General features: G+C 73.2%; 14 protein-coding genes. 3 read left to right on the top strand and 11 right to left on the bottom strand.

Annotated features, from left to right (window positions below; genetic code table 11):
• Nucleotides 1-3 precede the first annotated feature (3 nt).
• The 7 genes from ACFYT4_RS21530 to ACFYT4_RS21560 form a co-directional block, all read right to left on the bottom strand.
• A complete protein-coding gene (locus tag ACFYT4_RS21530; RefSeq protein WP_389271170.1) occupies nucleotides 4-2,901 on the bottom strand; it encodes an ATP-binding protein in 2,898 nt (965 codons plus the stop codon).
• Nucleotides 2,902-3,190: 289 nt separating this feature from the next.
• On the bottom strand, nucleotides 3,191-3,535 hold the full coding sequence (locus tag ACFYT4_RS21535; protein ID WP_389271173.1) for a hypothetical protein: 345 nt from the start codon (nucleotides 3,533-3,535) through the stop codon (nucleotides 3,191-3,193).
• A 133-nt stretch (nucleotides 3,536-3,668) separates the two neighbouring features.
• Nucleotides 3,669-3,884, bottom strand: a complete 216-nt coding sequence (locus ACFYT4_RS21540; protein WP_389271245.1) for a DUF397 domain-containing protein — start codon at nucleotides 3,882-3,884, stop codon at nucleotides 3,669-3,671.
• 287 nt (nucleotides 3,885-4,171) lie between these two features.
• Entirely contained in the window at nucleotides 4,172-5,338 is a 1,167-nt protein-coding gene (locus ACFYT4_RS21545; protein ID WP_389271176.1) for a thiolase domain-containing protein, read from the bottom strand.
• The gene (locus ACFYT4_RS21550) at nucleotides 5,331-6,410 is read right to left on the bottom strand and encodes a thiolase domain-containing protein (RefSeq protein WP_389271179.1); all 1,080 of its coding nucleotides are present in this window, start codon (nucleotides 6,408-6,410) and stop codon (nucleotides 5,331-5,333) included. The genes ACFYT4_RS21545 and ACFYT4_RS21550 overlap by 8 nt, the downstream gene beginning before the upstream one ends.
• Nucleotides 6,407-7,369: an OB-fold domain-containing protein gene (locus tag ACFYT4_RS21555; RefSeq protein WP_389271182.1), complete on the bottom strand. Its 963-nt coding sequence runs from the start codon at nucleotides 7,367-7,369 to the stop codon at nucleotides 6,407-6,409. The genes ACFYT4_RS21550 and ACFYT4_RS21555 overlap by 4 nt, the downstream gene beginning before the upstream one ends.
• A 140-nt stretch (nucleotides 7,370-7,509) precedes the next feature.
• A complete protein-coding gene (locus ACFYT4_RS21560; RefSeq protein ID WP_389271185.1) occupies nucleotides 7,510-8,340 on the bottom strand; it encodes a crotonase/enoyl-CoA hydratase family protein in 831 nt (276 codons plus the stop codon).
• Nucleotides 8,341-8,528: 188 nt separating this feature from the next.
• On the opposite strand from ACFYT4_RS21560, the gene ACFYT4_RS21565 reads away from it, so the two are divergent.
• On the top strand, nucleotides 8,529-10,163 hold the full coding sequence (locus ACFYT4_RS21565) for an acyl-CoA synthetase (RefSeq protein WP_389271188.1): 1,635 nt from the start codon (nucleotides 8,529-8,531) through the stop codon (nucleotides 10,161-10,163).
• Between the two features lie 112 nt (nucleotides 10,164-10,275).
• Here ACFYT4_RS21565 and ACFYT4_RS21570 read toward each other — a convergent pair whose 3' ends face one another.
• Together ACFYT4_RS21570 and ACFYT4_RS21575 are read right to left on the bottom strand one after the other, a co-directional pair.
• Nucleotides 10,276-11,373, bottom strand: coding sequence for a calcium:proton antiporter (locus ACFYT4_RS21570; RefSeq protein WP_389271191.1), 1,098 nt, complete (start codon nucleotides 11,371-11,373; stop codon nucleotides 10,276-10,278).
• Between the two features lie 191 nt (nucleotides 11,374-11,564).
• Nucleotides 11,565-11,981, bottom strand: coding sequence for a MarR family winged helix-turn-helix transcriptional regulator (locus ACFYT4_RS21575; protein ID WP_389271248.1), 417 nt, complete (start codon nucleotides 11,979-11,981; stop codon nucleotides 11,565-11,567).
• Nucleotides 11,982-12,150: 169 nt separating this feature from the next.
• On the opposite strand from ACFYT4_RS21575, the gene ACFYT4_RS21580 reads away from it, so the two are divergent.
• Complete coding sequence (locus tag ACFYT4_RS21580) at nucleotides 12,151-12,978, top strand: nitroreductase/quinone reductase family protein (protein WP_389271194.1); 828 nt, start codon at nucleotides 12,151-12,153, stop codon at nucleotides 12,976-12,978.
• A gap of 135 nt (nucleotides 12,979-13,113) precedes the next feature.
• On the opposite strand, the gene ACFYT4_RS21585 is transcribed toward ACFYT4_RS21580, so the two are convergent.
• Nucleotides 13,114-14,664: an acyl-CoA synthetase gene (locus tag ACFYT4_RS21585; RefSeq protein WP_389271197.1), complete on the bottom strand. Its 1,551-nt coding sequence runs from the start codon at nucleotides 14,662-14,664 to the stop codon at nucleotides 13,114-13,116.
• On the bottom strand, nucleotides 14,661-15,785 hold the full coding sequence (locus ACFYT4_RS21590; RefSeq protein ID WP_389271200.1) for a nitronate monooxygenase: 1,125 nt from the start codon (nucleotides 15,783-15,785) through the stop codon (nucleotides 14,661-14,663). Before ACFYT4_RS21590 ends, ACFYT4_RS21585 begins: the two co-directional genes overlap by 4 nt.
• Before the next feature lie 149 nt (nucleotides 15,786-15,934).
• On the opposite strand from ACFYT4_RS21590, the gene ACFYT4_RS21595 reads away from it, so the two are divergent.
• Nucleotides 15,935-17,785, top strand: coding sequence for a serine hydrolase (locus ACFYT4_RS21595; RefSeq protein WP_389271203.1), 1,851 nt, complete (start codon nucleotides 15,935-15,937; stop codon nucleotides 17,783-17,785).
• The last annotated feature ends 92 nt before the right edge of the window (nucleotides 17,786-17,877 follow it).

The following is a 17,877-nucleotide window of genomic DNA, read 5'->3' on the forward strand; positions in this document are numbered from 1 at the left end:
TCCTCACTCGCGGCTGTCCCCGGGGGCCTCGCCGAGGGCCCGGGCGAGGCCCGCCTCGTCGGTGCCCGCCTTGCGGTAGACGGCCGTGAGGAGCCTGGTCACGGACGGTTCGTCGATGTGGAGCGCGGAGGCGACGGCCGGTCTGTCCCAGCCCTGGGCGGTCAGGACGGCCGCGGTGCGCTCCCGTGTGGTGAGGTCGTCGGTCTCGATGGCGCGCAGGCTCCGGGGGTGCAGTCCCTCGGCGGCGAGTTCCGCGCGGGCGGTGTCCGCGAGACCGTCCGCGCCGCACCGGACGGCCGCTTCCAGGCCCCGGTGGAGGTGGTCGGCGGCCTCCCGGGCCCGGTCGGCGGTGCGCAGATGCGCGCCGAGGGCGACGAGGGCCCGGGCGAGTTCGTACGCGGCGGGCGAGCGCTCCAGATGGGCGACGGCCCCTTCCAGGAGCGCGGTGCGCTCGTCCGGCGCGGAGACCTCGGCGGCGACGCGGAGCGCCTGTCCGATGCCGGAGGGCGCGGCGAAGCGGCGGGCGCGCTCGACCGCGTCGAGGGCGCCCGCTCTGGCCCGCTCGGGGGCCTCCCGGGCCTCGGCGAGGGCGAGGTGGAGCTGCCAGGGGCACCAGGCGGGGTTGCGTATGCCGCGGGGGTCGAGGCGCCTGCCCACCGAGGCCAGTTCGACGGCCGCTTCCTTGGTGCGGCCCTGGGCGAGCAGCAGTTCGCCGTGGACAGTCTGGGAGTCGGGGAAGGTCACGGCGGCCGGGAAGGGTTCGCCGAAACCGTGCTCGCGCGCCACGCGTGCGGCCTCGTCGATGTGTCCGCGGGCGATCAGCACCTCGACCAGGGTGGTGACCGAGTACCACTCCGCGGGGGTGCGGGGGCCGACGCGTTCGGCGAGGCGCAGTCCTGCCCGGCCGAAGTCCTCGGCCTCGATGAGGCGTCCCCGCCGGTAGCGGATGTAGGCGAGGAGGGTGTACGCGAAGGAGAGATGCGCGCCGCGCCAGCCCTGGCGTTCGAACTCGGCGGTCCCGGCGGCGAACAGCTCCTCGGCGCGGCCGGGCCGGTCGGCGTAGACGAAGGTGAGGGCGACCAGGGCGGGGACCTCGAAGCCGCGGTCCTCCATGGCCCAGCTCAGTCCGCCCTCCAGGGCGCGTTCGGCGTGGTGCAGGGCGACGGCGGCGGGCTCGCCGCGCAGGGTGGCGTCCCAGGCGCGCAGCCCGATGATGTACCGCTCGGTGACATCGCGCCCGGTGAGCCGGTCGGCGAGGCGGGCGAGCCGCCGTGAGCGGGCGGGGGTCTCCGGCTCGTCGGCGCGGAACGCGTCCCACATGAACTTCTCGGACAGCATCCGCAGCCGGGTGCGCGGGTCCGTGGTGCGCCGGGCCTCACGGGCGAGGGTGTCGGACGCCTCGGCGAGCCGGTCGGAGTGCGCCAGCACCTGGGAGAGCCGGTACACGATGCCCTGGCGCAGGGCCGGGTCGGCGATGGGCTCCTCCAGGGCGGCGCGCAGATGGTTGACGGTGGTGGCCGGTTCGGTGAGGAGGGAGGAGCAGCCCAGTTCGTACAGGACGGCGGCCCGGTCCCCGGCGGCTGGCGGTTCGCGCAGCGCGCGGGCCAGATAACGGCGGGCCGGGTCGGGGGCTCCCGCGCGCAGCGTCTCCCCGGCGGCCTCGCGCAGTTGCTGCACCACCCAGGGGTCGCCCTCGGGATGGGTCTCCAGCAGATGGCGGGCGGCCGCCGTGGCGCCGAGTCCGGCGTCGACGACGGACCAGGCCGCCTGGCCGTGGAGGGCGACGCGCATGGCGTCCGGGATGGCGCGGTAGACGGCGGTGGCGATCAGCGGGTGGACGAACTCCAGGGTCCGGGTGCCGGTGAGGATCCGGGCGTCGCGCAGCCGGTCGGCGGCGTCGGCGGCCTCCTCGGTGCCGAGTCCGGCGACGGCGGCGGCGAGCGCGGGCTGGATCTCGGTGCCGAGGACGGCTCCGGCCCAGGCGAAGCGGACGGTGGAAGGTCCGAGGCGGTCGAGGCGGTCGATGAGCCCGCTGCCCTTGACCGCCGCGGCGAGGTCGCGCAGCAGGGGGGCGCCCGCCTCGGTGGGTTCGATGCCCCGGTCCCGTACCTTCGCGAGGAGTTCGATGGTCTCGAAGGGGTTGCCCGCCGTGACGGCCCAGCACTCGTGGCCGAAGGTGTCGTCGGTGCGGGCGCCGAGCCACTCCCGGGCGAGCCGGCCGACTCCCCTGGCGGTGAGCGGTTCGAGGTCGATGGGGCGCTGGCCCGCGCGGCCGGGCAGCCGGCGGAGCTGGTGGGCGTGCGCGGGGAGTTCCTCGGGCCGGTACGCGACGGTGAGCAGCATCGGCAGTTCCTCGGCGCGCGGCGCGAACGAGGCCAGCCAGCCGAGGGACTCGGGGTCGGCCCAGTGGGCGTCGTCGAGGACGAGGACGAGCGGCGCGCGCTGTACGGCGAGATGGGTGAGGACCCAGTCCAGTCCGTCGCGCAGGCCCTGCGGGTCGGGCGGGGAGCCGTCCTCGGCGCCGCACAGTCCGAGCGCGGGGCCGACGATGGCGTACCAACTGCCCAGCTGGAGCCGGAGGGCGGCCTCGGAGGACCCGGCGAGCTGGGGCTGGATCAGCTGGCGCGCGACGTGGAAGGCGACCTGCTGCTCCTGTTCGCCGCCGCGCGCGGACAGGACGGTGCAGCCCTTCGCGGCGGCGCGGCGGCGCACCTCGGTGAGGAGGGTCGTCTTGCCGAGTCCCGCGTGCCCCGCGAAGGCGAGCAGCGATCCGCGCGGCGGCTCGGGTGTGCCCCCGTCCGTGCGTGTCCCGGTCAGCTCGTCGAGTGCCTCCTCGGCCGCGGCCAGTTCGGCGTCCCGCTCGAACAGCCACCGCTTCGCCGCGCCGACACGTCGCGTCATCTGCAACCCCCACGCCCGGCCTTGCGCCCGGCACGGTGCAGGGGCCGCCGGACACACGTCCTTGAGGGGTATCAGATTACGCCAGCCGGGGGGCGCCCGGGGACCGGAGCCGCCGAAAGGTTGCTGCTGGGAGGGGAGTTGGGGCGGCCTCCCGCCGGGGTGGGGGTTCCGGCCCCGCTGAGGGCAGGCCGGGGGCGGACCGGGCTCACCGGAAGGCGCGTCCGGCGGCACACACCGGAGGGAGGGTAAGCCGGCGCGGAGCTGTGCCCGGGCGGCGGGGCGGGGTCGCTCAGGCCGGGGTCTGGGCCGGCTGGGTCCCCTGCGCGGGCGATCCGCCGATCCGGTCAATGGCCTGGCGCGCGTGCTCACCGGGCGTGCGCCCGGCGAGTGAGGACACCGACGAGGAGGCGCCGGCCTGCTGGGCCGCGGGCCTGGCGTGCGAGGCGGCCTTGCGGGTGCGCAGCCGGTGGCTCACCGCCTCGTCGAAGCCGACAGGACGCTTCAGCTGCGCGGCCAGCCGGCCCGCCTCCTGGCCGAGGGCCGCGATGTCCTCCCAGGAGAGGCGGACCACCAGGCGGAGTTCGGCCTCTCCATCAGGGAGGGCCTGGAGGGAGGGGTGGACGGCGTCGTTCATGGCTGATCCTCACGCTGGCGGAACGGGAACCCGTCGGGACGCTGGGCACCCCGGGGGTTCCGGGGTGCGCCCAGTGGTACGGGAACCGCTCCCGATGTGTTCAGCCGCGCGGGAAACACGGACGCCGGCGGGCTCAGGTGAGGTCGAACTCCCCGTCGCGCGCGTTCAGCACGAAGGCGCGCCACTCCGCGGGGGTGAAGATCAGGGACGGGCTCTCGGGCCGTCGGCCGTTGCGCATGGCTATGAAACCCTCCACGAAGGCGATCTGGACGTCTCCCGCTCCCTGACTGCCGGACTGCCAGTCGGCGTTGCTGAGGTCGAGTTCGGGCTTGTCCCAGCCCGGGTACATCTGCGTGGTGGTGGTGCTCTCGGCCACGGTCCGTGCTCCTCCCGCATGGTCTCGGGGGCCAGCCTAGCGATCTGTTCCCGTCCTCAACAGGCCGCGGGCGGGGCGCGGACGGGCGGTGGATCCGTGCGCCCGTCCGCCCGCGCGGGTACGCCGCCGCGCCGTCCGGCTCCGCCTCCGACCGTACGGGCCCGTAACGGGGCCGGGGCCGGACGGCTGTACGACGGCCGGGCGGCCGTCCGGCACGGGCGCCGGGCGGCCGGACCGCGCCGGGGCGTGGTCCGGGCCGGTCAGGTGGCGGGGGGTTCCGAGCCGACCAGCCACATCGAGAAGAACTGGGATCCGCCGCCGTAGGCGTGGCCGAGTGCCCTGCGGGCCCCGTCGATCTGGCGTTCACCCGCCCGGCCCCGTACCTGGAGCGCCGCCTCGGCGAAGCGGATCATGCCGGAGGCGCCGATGGGGTTGGTGGACAGAACGCCGCCGGACGGGTTCACGGGGAGGTCGCCGTCGCGTTCGGTCACCCCGGACTCGGTGAGCTTCCACCCCTCGCCCTCGGCGGCGAAGCCGAGGTTCTCCAGCCACATCGGCTCGTACCAGGAGAAGGGGACGTACATCTCCACCGCGTCGATTTCCCGGCGCGGATCGGTGATGCCCGCCTGCCGGTAGACGTCCGCGGCGCAGTCCTTGCCGGCCTGAGGGGAGACGAAGTCCTTGCCCGCGAAGAGCGTCGGTTCGCTGCGCATCGCGCCGCCGTGCATCCAGGCGGGCGGGTGCGGCGAGCGGGCCGCGCCCGCGCGGTCGGTGAGGACCATCGCGCACGCGCCGTCGGACGAGGGGCAGGTCTCGGAGTAGCGGATCGGGTCCCAGAGCATGGGGGACGCCTGGACCTTCTCCAGGGTGATCCCGTGCTCGTGGAGATGGGCGTACGGGTTGAGGAGGGCGTTGCGCCGGTCCTTGTAGGCGACGAGGGAGCCGACGGCGTCGGGCGCCCCGGACCGCCGCATGTAGGCCCGTACGTGGGGGGCGAAGAAGCCGCCCGCGCCGGCGAGGAGCGGCTGCTGGAAGGGGACCGGCAGCGACAGGCCCCACATGGCGTTGGACTCGGACTGCTTCTCGAAGGCGAGGGTGAGCACGGTGGGGTGCACACGGGCGGCGACGAGGCCTGCGGCGACGAGCGCGGTGGAGCCGCCGACGGAGCCCGCGGTGTGGACCCGCAGGATCGGTTTGCCGACCGCGCCCAGCGCGTCGGCGAGATACAGCTCGGGCATCATGACGCCCTCGAAGAAGTCCGGGGCCTTGCCGATGACGACGGCGTCGATGTCCGCCCAGGTCAGCTCGGCGTCCGCCAGGGCCCGCACGGCGGCTTCCCGGACGAGTCCGGCGATGGAGACGTCGTGGCGGGCGGCCACGTGCTTGGTCTGTCCGATGCCGACGACGGCGACGGGTTCCTTAGGCACGGTCCTCCCCTTCCAGGACGGCGACGAGGTTCTGCTGGAGGCAGGGTCCGGAGGTGGCGTGGGCGACGGCCCGGTCGGACTCGCCCCGGTGGATGCGGGCCGCGGCCTCACCGAGGCGGATGAGTCCCGCGGCCATCACCGGATTGGCGGCGAGCGCGCCGCCGGACGGGTTGACCCTCACCCTCCCGTCGAGGTCGAGGGCCCGGCGCAGGACGACCTCCTGGGAGGTGAAGGGGGCGTGCAGTTCGGCGGTGTCGACGGGCCGGGCCGTGCGGTCGAAGACTCCGGCGCGCTGTGCGGCCAGGCGGGTCGACGGCGAGTCGGTGAGGTCGCGTACGCCGAGGCTGTGGGCCTCCGCGCGGTGATCCATGCCACGGATCCAGGCGGGCCGTTCGCACAGCTCACGGGCCCGGTCCCCGGTCGCGAGGACGACGGCGGCGGCTCCGTCCCCGATGGGCGGGCAGTCCCCGGTCCGCAGGGGCCGGACGACGTACTCCCCTTGGGGGACCGCGCCCTTGAGCTGGGCGTGCGGGTGGGAGGCCGCGTCGGCGCGGCTGCGGGCGGCGATCGAGGCGAGGGCGGGCTCCGCGGTCGCTCCGGTGTCGATCAGGGCCTGCGCCTGGAGTGCGGCGAGCGCGACGGAGTCCGGCCAGAGCGGGGCCACGTAGTAGGGGTCGAGCTGGCGGGTGAGCACATCGCGGATCTCGCCGGGCGACGACTTTCCGTAGGCGTAGACGAGGGCCGTGTCCGCCTCGCCGGTCAGCAGCTTCACCCATGCCTCGTACAGCGCCCAGGCGCCGTCCGTCTCCACATGGGACTCGGAGATCGGCGGCCAGGCCCCGACGCCGTCGAGGGCCATGGTGAAGGAGAAGGCGCGTCCGGCGAGATAGTCGGAGGATCCGGAGCAGGTGAAGCCGATGTCGCCGGTCTTCAGACCGGTCCGTCCGAGCACCTCGTGCAGGACGGGCATCAGCATCTCGACCTCGGAGATCTCGTCGCTGCGGCGGCGGTGGTCGGACTGGGCGAAGGCGACGACCGCCACGTCCCCGGCTGTGCCGTCGTGTCGCGTCACAGCAGCTCCTTGTAGGTGTCGTAGTCGGCGTCGGGTTCCCCGGTGGGCCGGTAGTGGTCGGGGTGGCGGCCCTCCTCGGTCCAGACGGGTTCCACGCGCAGGCCCATGCGCACCTGGTCGTAGAGGATGCCGGCGATGCGGCCGTGGAGGGCGAGATCGGCGCCGTCGAGGGCGATATGGGCGTAGACGTAGGGCACCTCGATGTCGAGGTTCCTCGCCTTGATGTTGACGACGCAGTACGTGGTGACGGTGCCGCGGGGGCCCACCTCGACGCGTTCGGCGGTGGCGACACCGCAGGTGGGGCAGGCGCCGCGGGGCGGGACGTACACCTTGCGGCAGGAGGGGCAGCGTTCGCCGACGGTCCTGTGGTCGCGGAGGGCTTCGAGGTGGGCGCTCTGGGCACGGCCGGGTGCGTAGGTGTAGTCGAGCCGGGCGGGCGTGACGATGCCGGTGACGGGGTTGTCGAAGACTCCGCCGTGGTCGCGTGCCCGCGCCGCCGGTTCGCCGCCGTCGTACGGTTCGAAGCAGGCGATGTCGGTGATGGCGCCGGTGCGTTCCCCGGCCCAGCGGACCCGGACGCGCATTCCGGTGCGCACGGCCTCGGGGCCGGGTGCGTCGAGGGCGTGGAGGAGGGCGGTGTCGGCGCCGTCGAGGCGTACGAGCACCCAGGCGAAGGGGGAGGTCAGCGGCTGGTACCGCCGGGGGGACGGGTTCCAGGCCCAGGTGGTGACCGTTCCGGTGGTGCCGACCTCGACCAGGTCGCGGATCTCCTCGGCGGTGACGGGGTCGTACTCGACGGGTGGTACGAGAACCCTGCCGTCCCCGGTCCTGACACCGAGGACGGTGCGTTCGCGCAGACCGGTGAGGAAGGCGCTCTGGACGGGGCCGAGGGAGCGGGTGAAGGGGAACTCGACGACCAGCGGTGCGCTCAGCGTCCCGGGCGCGGATGCGGCTGTCATGGGCGGGCTCCGTTCTGCCCGGCGGGCGGGACTCGCTCCGGCCGGTGCGGGAGAGGTGGGCGGCGGGCGGCGGAGACGACCGGCGGGAAGGGCTGGTTGTCCTCGGTCGAGCCCGGCGGGAGGGGGCGGGTCGTGCCCGGTCAGGCCCGGCGGTAGACGGGGTCGCGCTTCTCGGTGAAGGCGCGGGCGCCCTCCTTGGCGTCCTCGGTGTCGAAGACGGGCCAGCCCCGTGCGAGTTCGGCCGCCAGGCCCTCCGTCTCGGTCATGTCGGCGGTCTCGTACACGGACGCCTTCACCGCCTCGACGGCGAGCGGGCCGCAGGCGTTGATCCGCTCGGCGACGGCGAGGGCCTCCTCCAGCGCGGTTCCGTCGGGGACGACCCGGCCGACGAGTCCGATGTCCCGGGCCTCGTCCGCGCCGTAGGGCCGCCCGGTGAGGAGCATTTCGAGAGCGTGGGTGCGCGGGATCTGGCGCGGGAGCCGTACCGTCGAGCCGCCGATGGGGAACAGCCCCCGTCTCACCTCGTACAGGCCGAAGGTGGCGCTCCTGCCCGCGATCCGGATGTCGGTGCCCTGGAGGATCTCGGTGCCGCCCGCGACGCAGTGGCCTTCGACGGCGGCGATCACGGGTTTACGGGGGCGGTGGTGGCGGAGCATGGCCTTCCAGTGGAGATCGGGGTCGGCCCGCATCCGGTCGCGGTACCGCTGCCCGGCCATCCCCTGGCCCGCGAGGGCCTTGAGGTCCATGCCGGCGCAGAACGTTCCCCCGGCCCCGGTGAGGACGACGGAGCGGACGGAGTCGTCCGCGTCGGCGGCCAGCCAGCCGTCGTACAGGCCGACCAGCATCGGCAGGGAGAGCGCGTTCTTCGCCTCCGGCCGGTTCAGGGTGAGTATCAGCGTGGCGCCCTCGCGCCGGACGGTGAGATGTTCGGTTCCACCGTTGTGTTCCGTGTGTTCGCCGTGCAGTCCCATGTGCGGATCTCCCGTCTCAGGACCTGTCTCAGGACCTAGAACAGGTTGCAGTAGGCCGGGGCCCAGTTCAATAGTTTTCTGACAGGTAGTCAGGTTTCTTGACGGCACCCCTTCACAGTTGTGCCCCCGGACGCTCTAATGACCGCCTAGCCGAAGCCCGCCGGGATACGCCAGGGTCAGGAGGAACGGTGGAGTACAACCTTGCCGACCTGTTCGAGTCGATCGTCGACGTGGTCCCGGACCGCGAGGCGCTCGTCTACATCGACCATCCCGGTACGGGGGCGGAGCGGCGGCTCACCTACGCGGAGCTGGACGCGGCGGCCAACCGGGTCGCCCACCACCTGATCGACGCGGGGATCCGGCCGGGCGAGCACCTCGGGCTGCATCTCTACAACGGCGTCGAGTATCTGCAGACCCTGCTCGGCTGCCTCAAGGCCCGGATCGTGCCGGTCAACGTCAACTACCGGTATGTGGAGGAGGAACTGGTCTACCTCTACCGGGACGCGGATCTGGCGGCGCTGGTCTTCGACACCGAGTTCACCGGGCGGGTGGCCGCCGCGCTGCCGAGGACCGACGGGCTCCGGCATCTGGTGCGGGTCGGCCCGCCCGCCGAGGGCGCGCCACCGGTGGACGCCGTTCCCTTCGACCGCGCGGAGGCGGACGCGTCGCCGCTGCGAGGCTTCGGCGAGCGGTCGGCGGACGACCAGTTCATCATCTACACCGGCGGCACCACCGGCATGCCCAAGGGCGTGATGTGGCGGCAGGAGGACCTCTTCTTCTCCGGCCTCGGCGGCGGGGCGCCGACGGGCGAGCCGGTCGGCTCGCCCGGGGAACTGGCCGAGCGGGTGGCCGCGGGCGGCGACGGCATCACCTTCTTCCCCACTCCCCCGCTGATGCACGGGACCTCCACGCTGACCGCGTTCATCGCCCTCGACTTCGGCCAGCGGATCGCCCTGCACCGCAAGTACGTCCCGGAGGAAGTGCTCCGTACGATCGAGAAGGAGAAGGTCACCAGCGTGTCGCTGGTCGGCGACGCGATGCTGCGGCCGCTGGTCGACGCCCTGCGCGGACCGCTGAAGGGCACCGACCTCTCCGCGCTGTTCAGTGTGTCGTCGTCGGGCGCGATCATGTCGGAGACCGTGCGCGAGCAGTTCGCGGAGCTGGCCCCCCATGTGATGCTGCTGAACAACTTCGGCTCGTCGGAGTCCGGCTTCAACGGCACCGCGACCGCCGACTCCGGCCCCGAGAAGGGCTTCCGGCTCCAGGTCAACTCCCGCACCATGGTCGTCGACCCGGCCACCCACGAGCCGGTCGCCGTGGGCGAGCCCGGCAGGATCGCCCAGCGCGGCCATGTGCCGCTCGGCTACTACAACGACCCGGTGAAGACGGCGGAGACCTTCTTCCAGCGCGGCGACGAGCGCTGGGTGCTGCTCGGTGACATGGCCACGGTCGACGAGGAGGGCATCGTCACCGTTCTCGGCCGGGGCTCCCAGTGCATCAACACCGGGGGCGAGAAGGTGTATCCGGAGGAGGTCGAGCAGGCCCTGAAGGCCCATCCCGACGTGTACGACGCGCTGGTGGCCGGGGTGCCCGACGCCACCTGGGGCAATCGTGTGGCGGCCGTCGTGCAACCGCGCGCGGGGGTGCCGGTACCGACGCTGGACGACATCCAGGCGCACTGCCGGGCCCGGCTGGCCGGGTACAAGATCCCCCGCCAGCTGGTGATCGCCGAGGAGATCCAGCGGTCACCGAGCGGCAAGGCGGACTACCGCTGGGCGCGGAGTGCGGCAACGGAGGCGGCCGCGGAAGCGACCGCGGGCTGAGCGCCCCCGCAGGACCGGTCCGCCACCGGGCCGTCGCCCGGCCTCCGCCCCGGGCGGCCGGACCCGCCGGACGCCGCACCGCCGACGGTCCGGGCCGGCCGGTGAGACGGTGTCAGGGGCTGAAGGAGAGAAACACGAATGCCGCGAACAGCGCCAGATGCACCCCGCCCTGGAGCAGTGTGGCCCGTCCGGGCACCACGGTCAGCGCGCCGACCACCGCGGTGAGCACCAGCAGGACCATATGGGTGGCGTCCTCGCCGAGCACCAGGGGGCCGGGCAGCCAGATCGTCGCCAGCGCGATGGCCGGGATCGTCAGCCCGATGCTGGCGATGGCGGATCCGTACGCCAGATTGAGGCTGGTCTGGACCCGGTCCCGGCGTGCGGCGCGCACCGCGGCGAGCGTCTCGGGCAGCAGTACCAGCAGCGCGATGACGACACCGACGACGCTCTTCGGGAGCTCCGCGGCCGCCACGCCGCCCTCGATGGACGGTGAGACGAGCTTGGCGTTGCCGACGACGGCGACGAGCGCCACCAGCAGCAGTCCGAGGCTCCACCAGGACTCCGGCACGGTGGGCCTCGGCTCCTCCTCGGCCTCCGTCTCCTGACCCTCGCGTTCCACCGGCTGGAAGTACTCGCGGTGCCGGAAGGTCTGTACGCCGACGAAGAGCCCGTACAGACAGATCGAGGCGACGGCGGCGAAGGCGAGCTGGTCCCCGGTGAACTCCGGCCCCGGCTGGCTGGTGGTGAAGGTGGGCAGCACCAGCGTCATCGTGGTCAGCGTGCAGACCGTCGCGAGGGCGGCGCCCGAGCCTTCGGCGTTGAAGACGGCGATACGGTTGCGCAGCGCGCCGACCAGCACGGACAGCCCGACGATTCCGTTGCAGGTGATCATCACGGCGGCGAACACGGTGTCCCTGGCGTAGGTGGACGCCTTGTCCCCGCCGCTGATCATCAGGGTGATGATCAGGCCCACCTCGATGATGGTCACCGCGACGGCGAGCAGGAGGGACCCGAACGGCTCTCCGACCCGGTGGGCGACGACCTCGGCGTGGTACACGGCGGCCAGTACGGAACCGATCAGACAGAGCCCGATGACGGCGACGGCGAACCCGGGCAGCTCACGGCCCCAGGCGAGAGCGAGGGCGATCACCGACGTGACAGGCACCCACGTGGTCCACCGCGACATGAGCGCTGCCGTGCCGGTCTTCATGAGCGCCACGCTGCCAGGGGCGGGGACGGGGCGCGCGAGGTAGTGCGCCAACGGGGTTCCGGGCCCGGCCCGCGATCCCCGGGGCTCTCCGGCGTGCCCGGGTGGCCGCTGCCCCGGGGTCCCTCGGACACCGGCCGGGCCGGCGGTCCCGGGCCCGGTGCCGGGATCGCCGGCGTCCGGGTTCCGGTCCGTCAGTCCCCGGGCCGCTCCCGGTCTTCCGGCAGCGCGTTCTCGTACGCCGCGAGGGTGTCGATGAACAGCTTCCGCTCGGAGGGGGTGAGCGGGGCGAGGACCGTGCGCCAGGCGACCGCGCCCCGGCCGAGCCAGCCGTCGATGGAGCCCCGGTGGGCGGCGGCGATGGAGACGATCTTCCGTCGGCGGTCGGCCGGGTCCTCCCGCCGCTCCAGCACCCCCTTACGGTCCAGTTCACCGACCATCAGGCTCACGGTGGTGGGCGCGACCTCCAGCCGTCCGGCCAGTTCGTTGACGCTCATCGGGCCGTCGAACAGCAGATAGGCCAGGAGCGAGAGATGCCGGGGCGCGAGCGAGAGCGACTGGATCTCTTCGGGGATCCGGATCCGTTTCACCCGGCCGATCATGCGCGGCATGAGCAGCAGAAGGGTCCTGACCGCGTCGTCGACGTCCGGTCCGGTCCCGTCGCGGGACTGATCGGCGGTTGACACACCGCCCCCCTCTCCATACCTTTACTGACAAAGGTATTTTGCCTGCAAAGCAAATAGTTCCGATGGGCCGATGGTACCGACTCAGGGGGTCACCATGAACGACGAGGTCATCAAGGAGTTCCGGGAGAACGGCGGCCGGGTGGGCGGGATGTTCGAGGGCGCCCCGCTCGTCCTGCTCACCACCACGGGTGCTCGCAGCGGGCGCCCCCACACGACACCGGCGGTCTACGCACGCGACGGCGAGCGGGTCCTGGTGTTCGCCTCGAACGCGGGCGGCCCGAAACATCCGGCCTGGTTCCACAACCTCCGCGCCGACGCACGGGTGCTGCTGGAGATCGGGGCCCCGGACGGCTCCGTGGAGCGTTACACGGCCACCGCGACCGTGACGGAGGGCGAGGAGCGCGACCGGCTGTGGCGCGAGCAGTGCGAGCGCGACCTGGCGTTCATCGCCTATGAGCAGGGGACCGACCGGGTCATCCCGGTGGTCGCGCTGTCCCGGACGGACATGGCGGACCCCGCCCGGCAGCGGGCGATGGCCGGACATCTGGTACGGGTGCACGACCAACTGCGCGGTGAACTGGCGGCGGTCCGCGAGGGGCTCACCGCCTCGGCGCCCACCCTGGAGGGACAGCTCGGGCGGCACTGCCTGACGATGTGCGGCGCGCTGCGGTCCCACCACACCGCGGAGGACACGGTGTTCGACCAGCTGGAGGCGGAGTTTCCCTCGCTGGGCCCGGACCTGGACCGGCTGCGGCGGGAGCACCTGGCCGTGGCACGGGCCGTCGGCGAGCTGGAGGAGCTGCTGCGGCGCGGCGGGGAGCCCGGACGGCTGCGCGCGGACGTCGACCGTCTCACCGCGGAGCTGGAGGCGCACTTCGCGTACGAGGAGAGCGTGCTGCTGCCGGCGCTGGGGGGTGTCTGACCGGACGGCGGCCGGGCCGCGGGGTGCCGCCCGGGCCGGCCCCGGACGGCCGAGGACCCCCGCGCCGCGCGCCGTCCCCGCCGGGCCACCGCCGCCGCGGTCCGGGTCCCTCCGTCACGCGGCGGGCCGGAGGCGTCACAGGGGCCGGTCGTGGCCCTCCCAGTAGGGCTCGCGGAGACGGCGTTTGTAGAGCTTGCCGTTCGGGTCGCGGGGCATGGTCTCGACGAAGTCCACGGTTCTGGGGCGCTTGTAGCCCGCGAGCAGCCGCTCGCAGTGCGCGAGGATGCCGGCGGCGAGGGTGTCCGACGCCTCGTGGCCGTCGGCCGGTTCCACGACCGCCTTGACCTCCTCGCCCCAGTCGGCGTGCGGAATGCCGAAGGCGGCGGCGTCCGCCACCGCCGGGTGGGTGAGCAGGGCGGACTCGATCTCGGCGGGATAGATGTTGACCCCGCCGGAGATGATCATGTCGATCTTGCGGTCGCGGAGGAAGAGATAGCCGTCCTCGTCGAGTACTCCGAGGTCGCCGACGGTGAAGAAGTCCCCGATGCGGTTCTTCTCGGTCTTCGCCGAGTCCTTGTGGTAGCTGAAGCCGCCGGTGCTCATCTTCATGTAGACCGTGCCCAGTTCGCCGGGCGGCAGCCTGTTGCCGTCGTCGTCGAAGACCGCGAGTTCGCTGATGGGCCACGCCCTGCCGACGGTCCCGGGCTTCTTCAGCCAGTCCTCGGCGGTCGCGAACGCGCCGCCGCCCTCACTGGCGGCGTAGTACTCCTCGACGCAGGTCCCCCACCATGCGATCATCGCCCGCTTCACATGGTCGGGGCAGGGGGCGGCGCCGTGGATGGCGTGCCGCATGGACGACACGTCGTAGCGCTGCTTGACCTCGTCCGGCAGGGCGAGGAGCCGGTGGAACTGCGTGGGGACCATATGGGTGTGTGTGCAGCCGTGGGCGTCGATCAGCCGCAGCATCTCCTCGGGTGTCCACTTGTCCATCAGTACCAGGGGGTGGCCGATGTGCAGGGCCGCGCCCGCGAACTGGAGCACGGCCGTGTGGTAGAGCGGTGAGCAGACCAGATGGACGTTGCCGTCGAAGGGCCGGATGCCGAAGATGCCGAGGAAGCCGCCGAGGTAGGTCTCCTCCGGGAGCTTCCCGGACAGCGGACGGCGGATTCCGCGGGGCCTTCCGGTGGTGCCGGACGTGTAGTTCATGACCCAGCCGAGACTCCGGTCGCCCGGCGCCGAGCCGGGCTGTCCGGCGAGCAGTCCGGTGTACGGGCGGAAGCCGCCGATGGCACCGACGGCGTAGCGCCGGCTCGCGGGGAGGCCCGCCTCGTCGGCCGCGGCCGTCGCCGCGTCCCCGAAGCGCTCGTGCGCGATGAGGACCCGGGCGCCCGAGTCGGCGACGATCCAGGCGATCTCGGGACCGACGAGATGGTGGTTGACGGGGACGAGATACAGCCCGGCCTGGGCGGCGGCCAGATAGGCGGTGAGGAACTCGACCCCGTTGGGGAGCACGACGGCGAACGCGTCCCCGCGCTCAAGTCCGGCCGCGCGCAGCCCGTGCACCAGCCGGTTCACGGTCGAGTGCAGCCGGCCGGCGCTCCAGATCCCGCCGTCCGGATCGATCAGGACCGTGCGGTCCGGGTCCGCGGTCGCCTGGGCCCAGAAGCCGTTCGGGCGCTCCGTCATGACCTGTCCCTTCCGGCGATGCGGTCGAGCCGCTCCACGGCCCGCTCGAATCCGCGTGTCAGATCGTCGACGACACTCAGCACCGAACGCTCGGAGTTCATCCGTCCGACGATCTGGCCGACCGGGGTGCCGAGCAGCGGGGCGACCTCGTACCTCTGGATACGGGAGACCGCGTCGGCCACCAGCAGCCCCTGGAGCGGCATGGGGAGAGCGCCGGGGCCCGCCGGGTCGTCCCAGGCGTCGGTCCATTCGGTGCGCAGCTGGCGGGCGGGCTTCCCGGTCAGGGCGCGGGAGCGGACGGTGTCGCCGGAGCCGGCGGCGAGGAGTTTGGCGGTGAGGGCGCGGGAGTGGAGTTCGGCCTCGGTGGTGGTGAGCCAGAGGGAGCCGAGCCAGGCTCCCTGGGCTCCGAGCGCGAGGGCGGCGGCGATCTGCTCGCCGCTGCCGATACCGCCCGCGGCGAGCACGGGCAGCGGGTCGACGGCCTCCACGACCTCGGGCGTGAGCACCATGGACGCGATCTCGCCGGTGTGGCCGCCCGCCTCGTATCCCTGGGCGACGACGATGTCGATCCCGGCGTCCGCGTGGTGCCGGGCGTGCCGGGCGCTCCCGGCGAGCGCGGCGACCAGGACGCCGTGGTCGTGGGCGCGCCGGACGACGTCCTCGGGCGGGGAGCCCAGCGCGTTGGCGAGCAGCGCGATCGGATAGTCGAAGGCGACGTCGAGCTGTGTACGGGCGACCTGTTCCATCCAGCCGGTGATACGCCAGCCGGACGCCTCGCCCTCGGGCAGTTCGGGAACACCGTGCTTGGTGAGGGTGTCCTCGACGAACCGCCGGTGCCCCTGCGGGATCATCGCCTCGACGTCCGCCTCGGTCAGCGTCCGGTTGCCCGGGGCCTCGGCCTTCTTGGCGGGCATGACGACATCGAGTCCGTACGGCTTGCCGTCGGTGTGCTCCTGCATCCAGTCGAGGTCGCGTTTGAGGTCGTCGGGCGCGGTGTAGCGGACGGCACCCAGGACTCCGAATCCGCCCGCCCGGGTGATGGCCGCGGCCACCGCCGGGAACGGCGTGAAGCCGAAGATGGCGTGCTCGATCCCCAGTCTCTTGCTCAGCTCCGTCTCCATGGGGCGCAGGATGCCGCAGCCGGGTGGACGAGGGAAGAGATTTCCTGATGCTGTGTCAGATTCTTTGAGTGGTTGACAGCACCCGGGTACGGCCGGGAAGGCCCGGTGCGGCGCGAGCACCGCAGGACACGTTCGGGAGAGGGTTGCCGGTGACACAGGACGCGGCGGAGGGCAGAGGCATCGGTCGGCGGAGGCTGGGCGGCGGAGTGCTGGCTCTGGGCGGGGCCCTCGCGCTCGCGCCCCTGGCCTTGGCCGGGGCGGCGCGGGGCGTCCCGGCGGCGGGGTCCGACGGCCCCGGCGACAGCGGTGGTTCCGGGGCCGGACCGGGCTCCGGGAGCGCGCCGGGACAACCGGTGCTCGGGCGGGGTTCTCCCGAGCGCGCGGGGCTGATCGCCGCGCATCTGGACCGGCTCGTCGCCGACGCGGAGTCCTATCTGCGCCCCTCCCCGGAGTACCCCTGGTACGCGGGAGCGGTGCTGCTCGCGGGGCGCGGGGGCACGGTCGCGCTGCACCGGCCGATCGGCAAGGCGGTGCGCTATGCCGGGTACGACGAGACGACGGACGCGGCGGTGGAGTTGCCGCCGGACCGGCAGATCCCGATGACCGAGGACACGGTCTTCGATCTGGCGTCCGTCTCCAAGCTCTTCACCTCGATCCTGGCGGTGCGGCGGATCGAAAGCGGCACGCTGGAGCTGGAGGCCCCGGCGGCCTCGTATCTGCCGGAGTTCGGGGAGGCGGGCAAAGGGGGCATCACCGTGCGTCAGCTACTGACGCACACATCCGGCCTCCGCGCCTGGATTCCGCTGTACCGGGAGCCCACGCGGGAGGGCAGGCTCCGGATGCTGTGGAACGAGCGGCCCCTGAGCCCGCCCGGCACCGCGTACGGCTACTCCGACCTCAATCTGATCACGCTCCAGCTGATCCTGGAACGGATCAGCGGTCGCACTCTGGATGCACTGCTCCACGACGAGATCACCGCTCCGCTCGGGATGCACCGCACCCGGTTCAACCCACCGCTCTCCTGGAAGCGGAGGATCGCCGCCACCGAGGACTGCCGGCCGCCCTGGTCGGGGCTCGACCGCGGACTCGTCTGGGGCGAGGTCCACGACGAGAACGCCTTCGCCTTCGGCGGTGTCGCGGGCCACGCCGGGGTGTTCTCCTGCGCCTGGGACCTCGCGGTCCTCGCCCGGACGCTCCTCAACGGAGGCGCCTACGGCACCTCCCGCATCCTCGCCCCGGAGTCCGTGGAGCTGATGTTCACCGACTTCAACACCGCGTTCCCGGGCGACGGGCACGGGCTCGGCTTCGAGCTGTACCAGCACTGGTACATGGGCGCGATGGCGACGCCCCGTACCGCCGGGCACACCGGTTTCACCGGGACCAGCCTCGTACTCGACCCCGGCTCCGACTCCTTTCTGATCGTGCTCGGCAACTCCGTCCACCCGGTCCGCACCCGGCGATCCGGCAGCGCGCCGCGGGCCGCCGCCGCCAACCATCTGGCCCGCGCCGTCGCCGTACGCCCCGACCGGGGCCGCACCGCCTGGTTCTCCGGCCTCGCGGGCCCGGCGTCCGCCACCCTCACCCTGCCGGCGCTGGCCGTCGGCTCCCGAGGCGCCCGGCTGCGCTGCTCGCTGTGGTGGGACACCGAGCCGCGTACGGACGGCGTCTTCCTGGAGGGCTCGGCGGACGGCGGGACCACCTGGCGGGCCGTGCCGTTCACGACCGTCCGCGCGGGCACCGCGCCGCGGGAGCATCCGGGCGGCGCGGCGACCGGCTGGTCGGGGCGGGTCTGGCACCGGCTGTCGGCGGATCTGTCGGCGTGGCGCAGCACCCGCGTACGGCTGCGCTGGCGGTACACGACCACGCGGCTTCCCACCGGCAGGGGCGTGTACGTGGACTCGATCCGCGTGGAGGAGGGCGGCCGGGCGCTCTTCGACGGGACCGGGGCCCGTGACGCCGCCCGTATCGAGGCGGACGGCTGGACGGTGTCACAGGACTGAGCCCGTTCGCCGAGCGGTCCCTGGGCCGCGCCGCCGGGTCCGTTCGCCGCCCCGGCCCGCGTCGACGGGCCGCCTGCCGGACGCGGGTGCCG

Source organism: Streptomyces sp. NPDC004609 (genome assembly GCF_042873655.1).
Classification (GTDB): domain Bacteria; phylum Actinomycetota; class Actinomycetes; order Streptomycetales; family Streptomycetaceae; genus Streptomyces.

Excerpts from the sequence above, each read along its gene's own strand:
- ACFYT4_RS21530 (WP_389271170.1), bottom strand. The coding sequence starts at position 2,901 with ATGACGCGACGTGTCGGCGCGGCGAAGCGGTGGCTGTTCGAGCGGGAC.
- ACFYT4_RS21535 (WP_389271173.1), bottom strand. The coding sequence starts at position 3,535 with ATGAACGACGCCGTCCACCCCTCCCTCCAGGCCCTCCCTGATGGAGAG.
- ACFYT4_RS21540 (WP_389271245.1), bottom strand. The coding sequence starts at position 3,884 with ATGTACCCGGGCTGGGACAAGCCCGAACTCGACCTCAGCAACGCCGAC.
- ACFYT4_RS21555 (WP_389271182.1), bottom strand. The coding sequence starts at position 7,369 with ATGACAGCCGCATCCGCGCCCGGGACGCTGAGCGCACCGCTGGTCGTC.
- ACFYT4_RS21560 (WP_389271185.1), bottom strand. The coding sequence starts at position 8,340 with ATGGGACTGCACGGCGAACACACGGAACACAACGGTGGAACCGAACAT.
- ACFYT4_RS21570 (WP_389271191.1), bottom strand. The coding sequence starts at position 11,373 with ATGAAGACCGGCACGGCAGCGCTCATGTCGCGGTGGACCACGTGGGTG.
- ACFYT4_RS21575 (WP_389271248.1), bottom strand. The coding sequence starts at position 11,981 with ATGCCGCGCATGATCGGCCGGGTGAAACGGATCCGGATCCCCGAAGAG.
- ACFYT4_RS21580 (WP_389271194.1), top strand. The coding sequence starts at position 12,151 with ATGAACGACGAGGTCATCAAGGAGTTCCGGGAGAACGGCGGCCGGGTG.
- ACFYT4_RS21585 (WP_389271197.1), bottom strand. The coding sequence starts at position 14,664 with ATGACGGAGCGCCCGAACGGCTTCTGGGCCCAGGCGACCGCGGACCCG.
- ACFYT4_RS21590 (WP_389271200.1), bottom strand. The coding sequence starts at position 15,785 with ATGGAGACGGAGCTGAGCAAGAGACTGGGGATCGAGCACGCCATCTTC.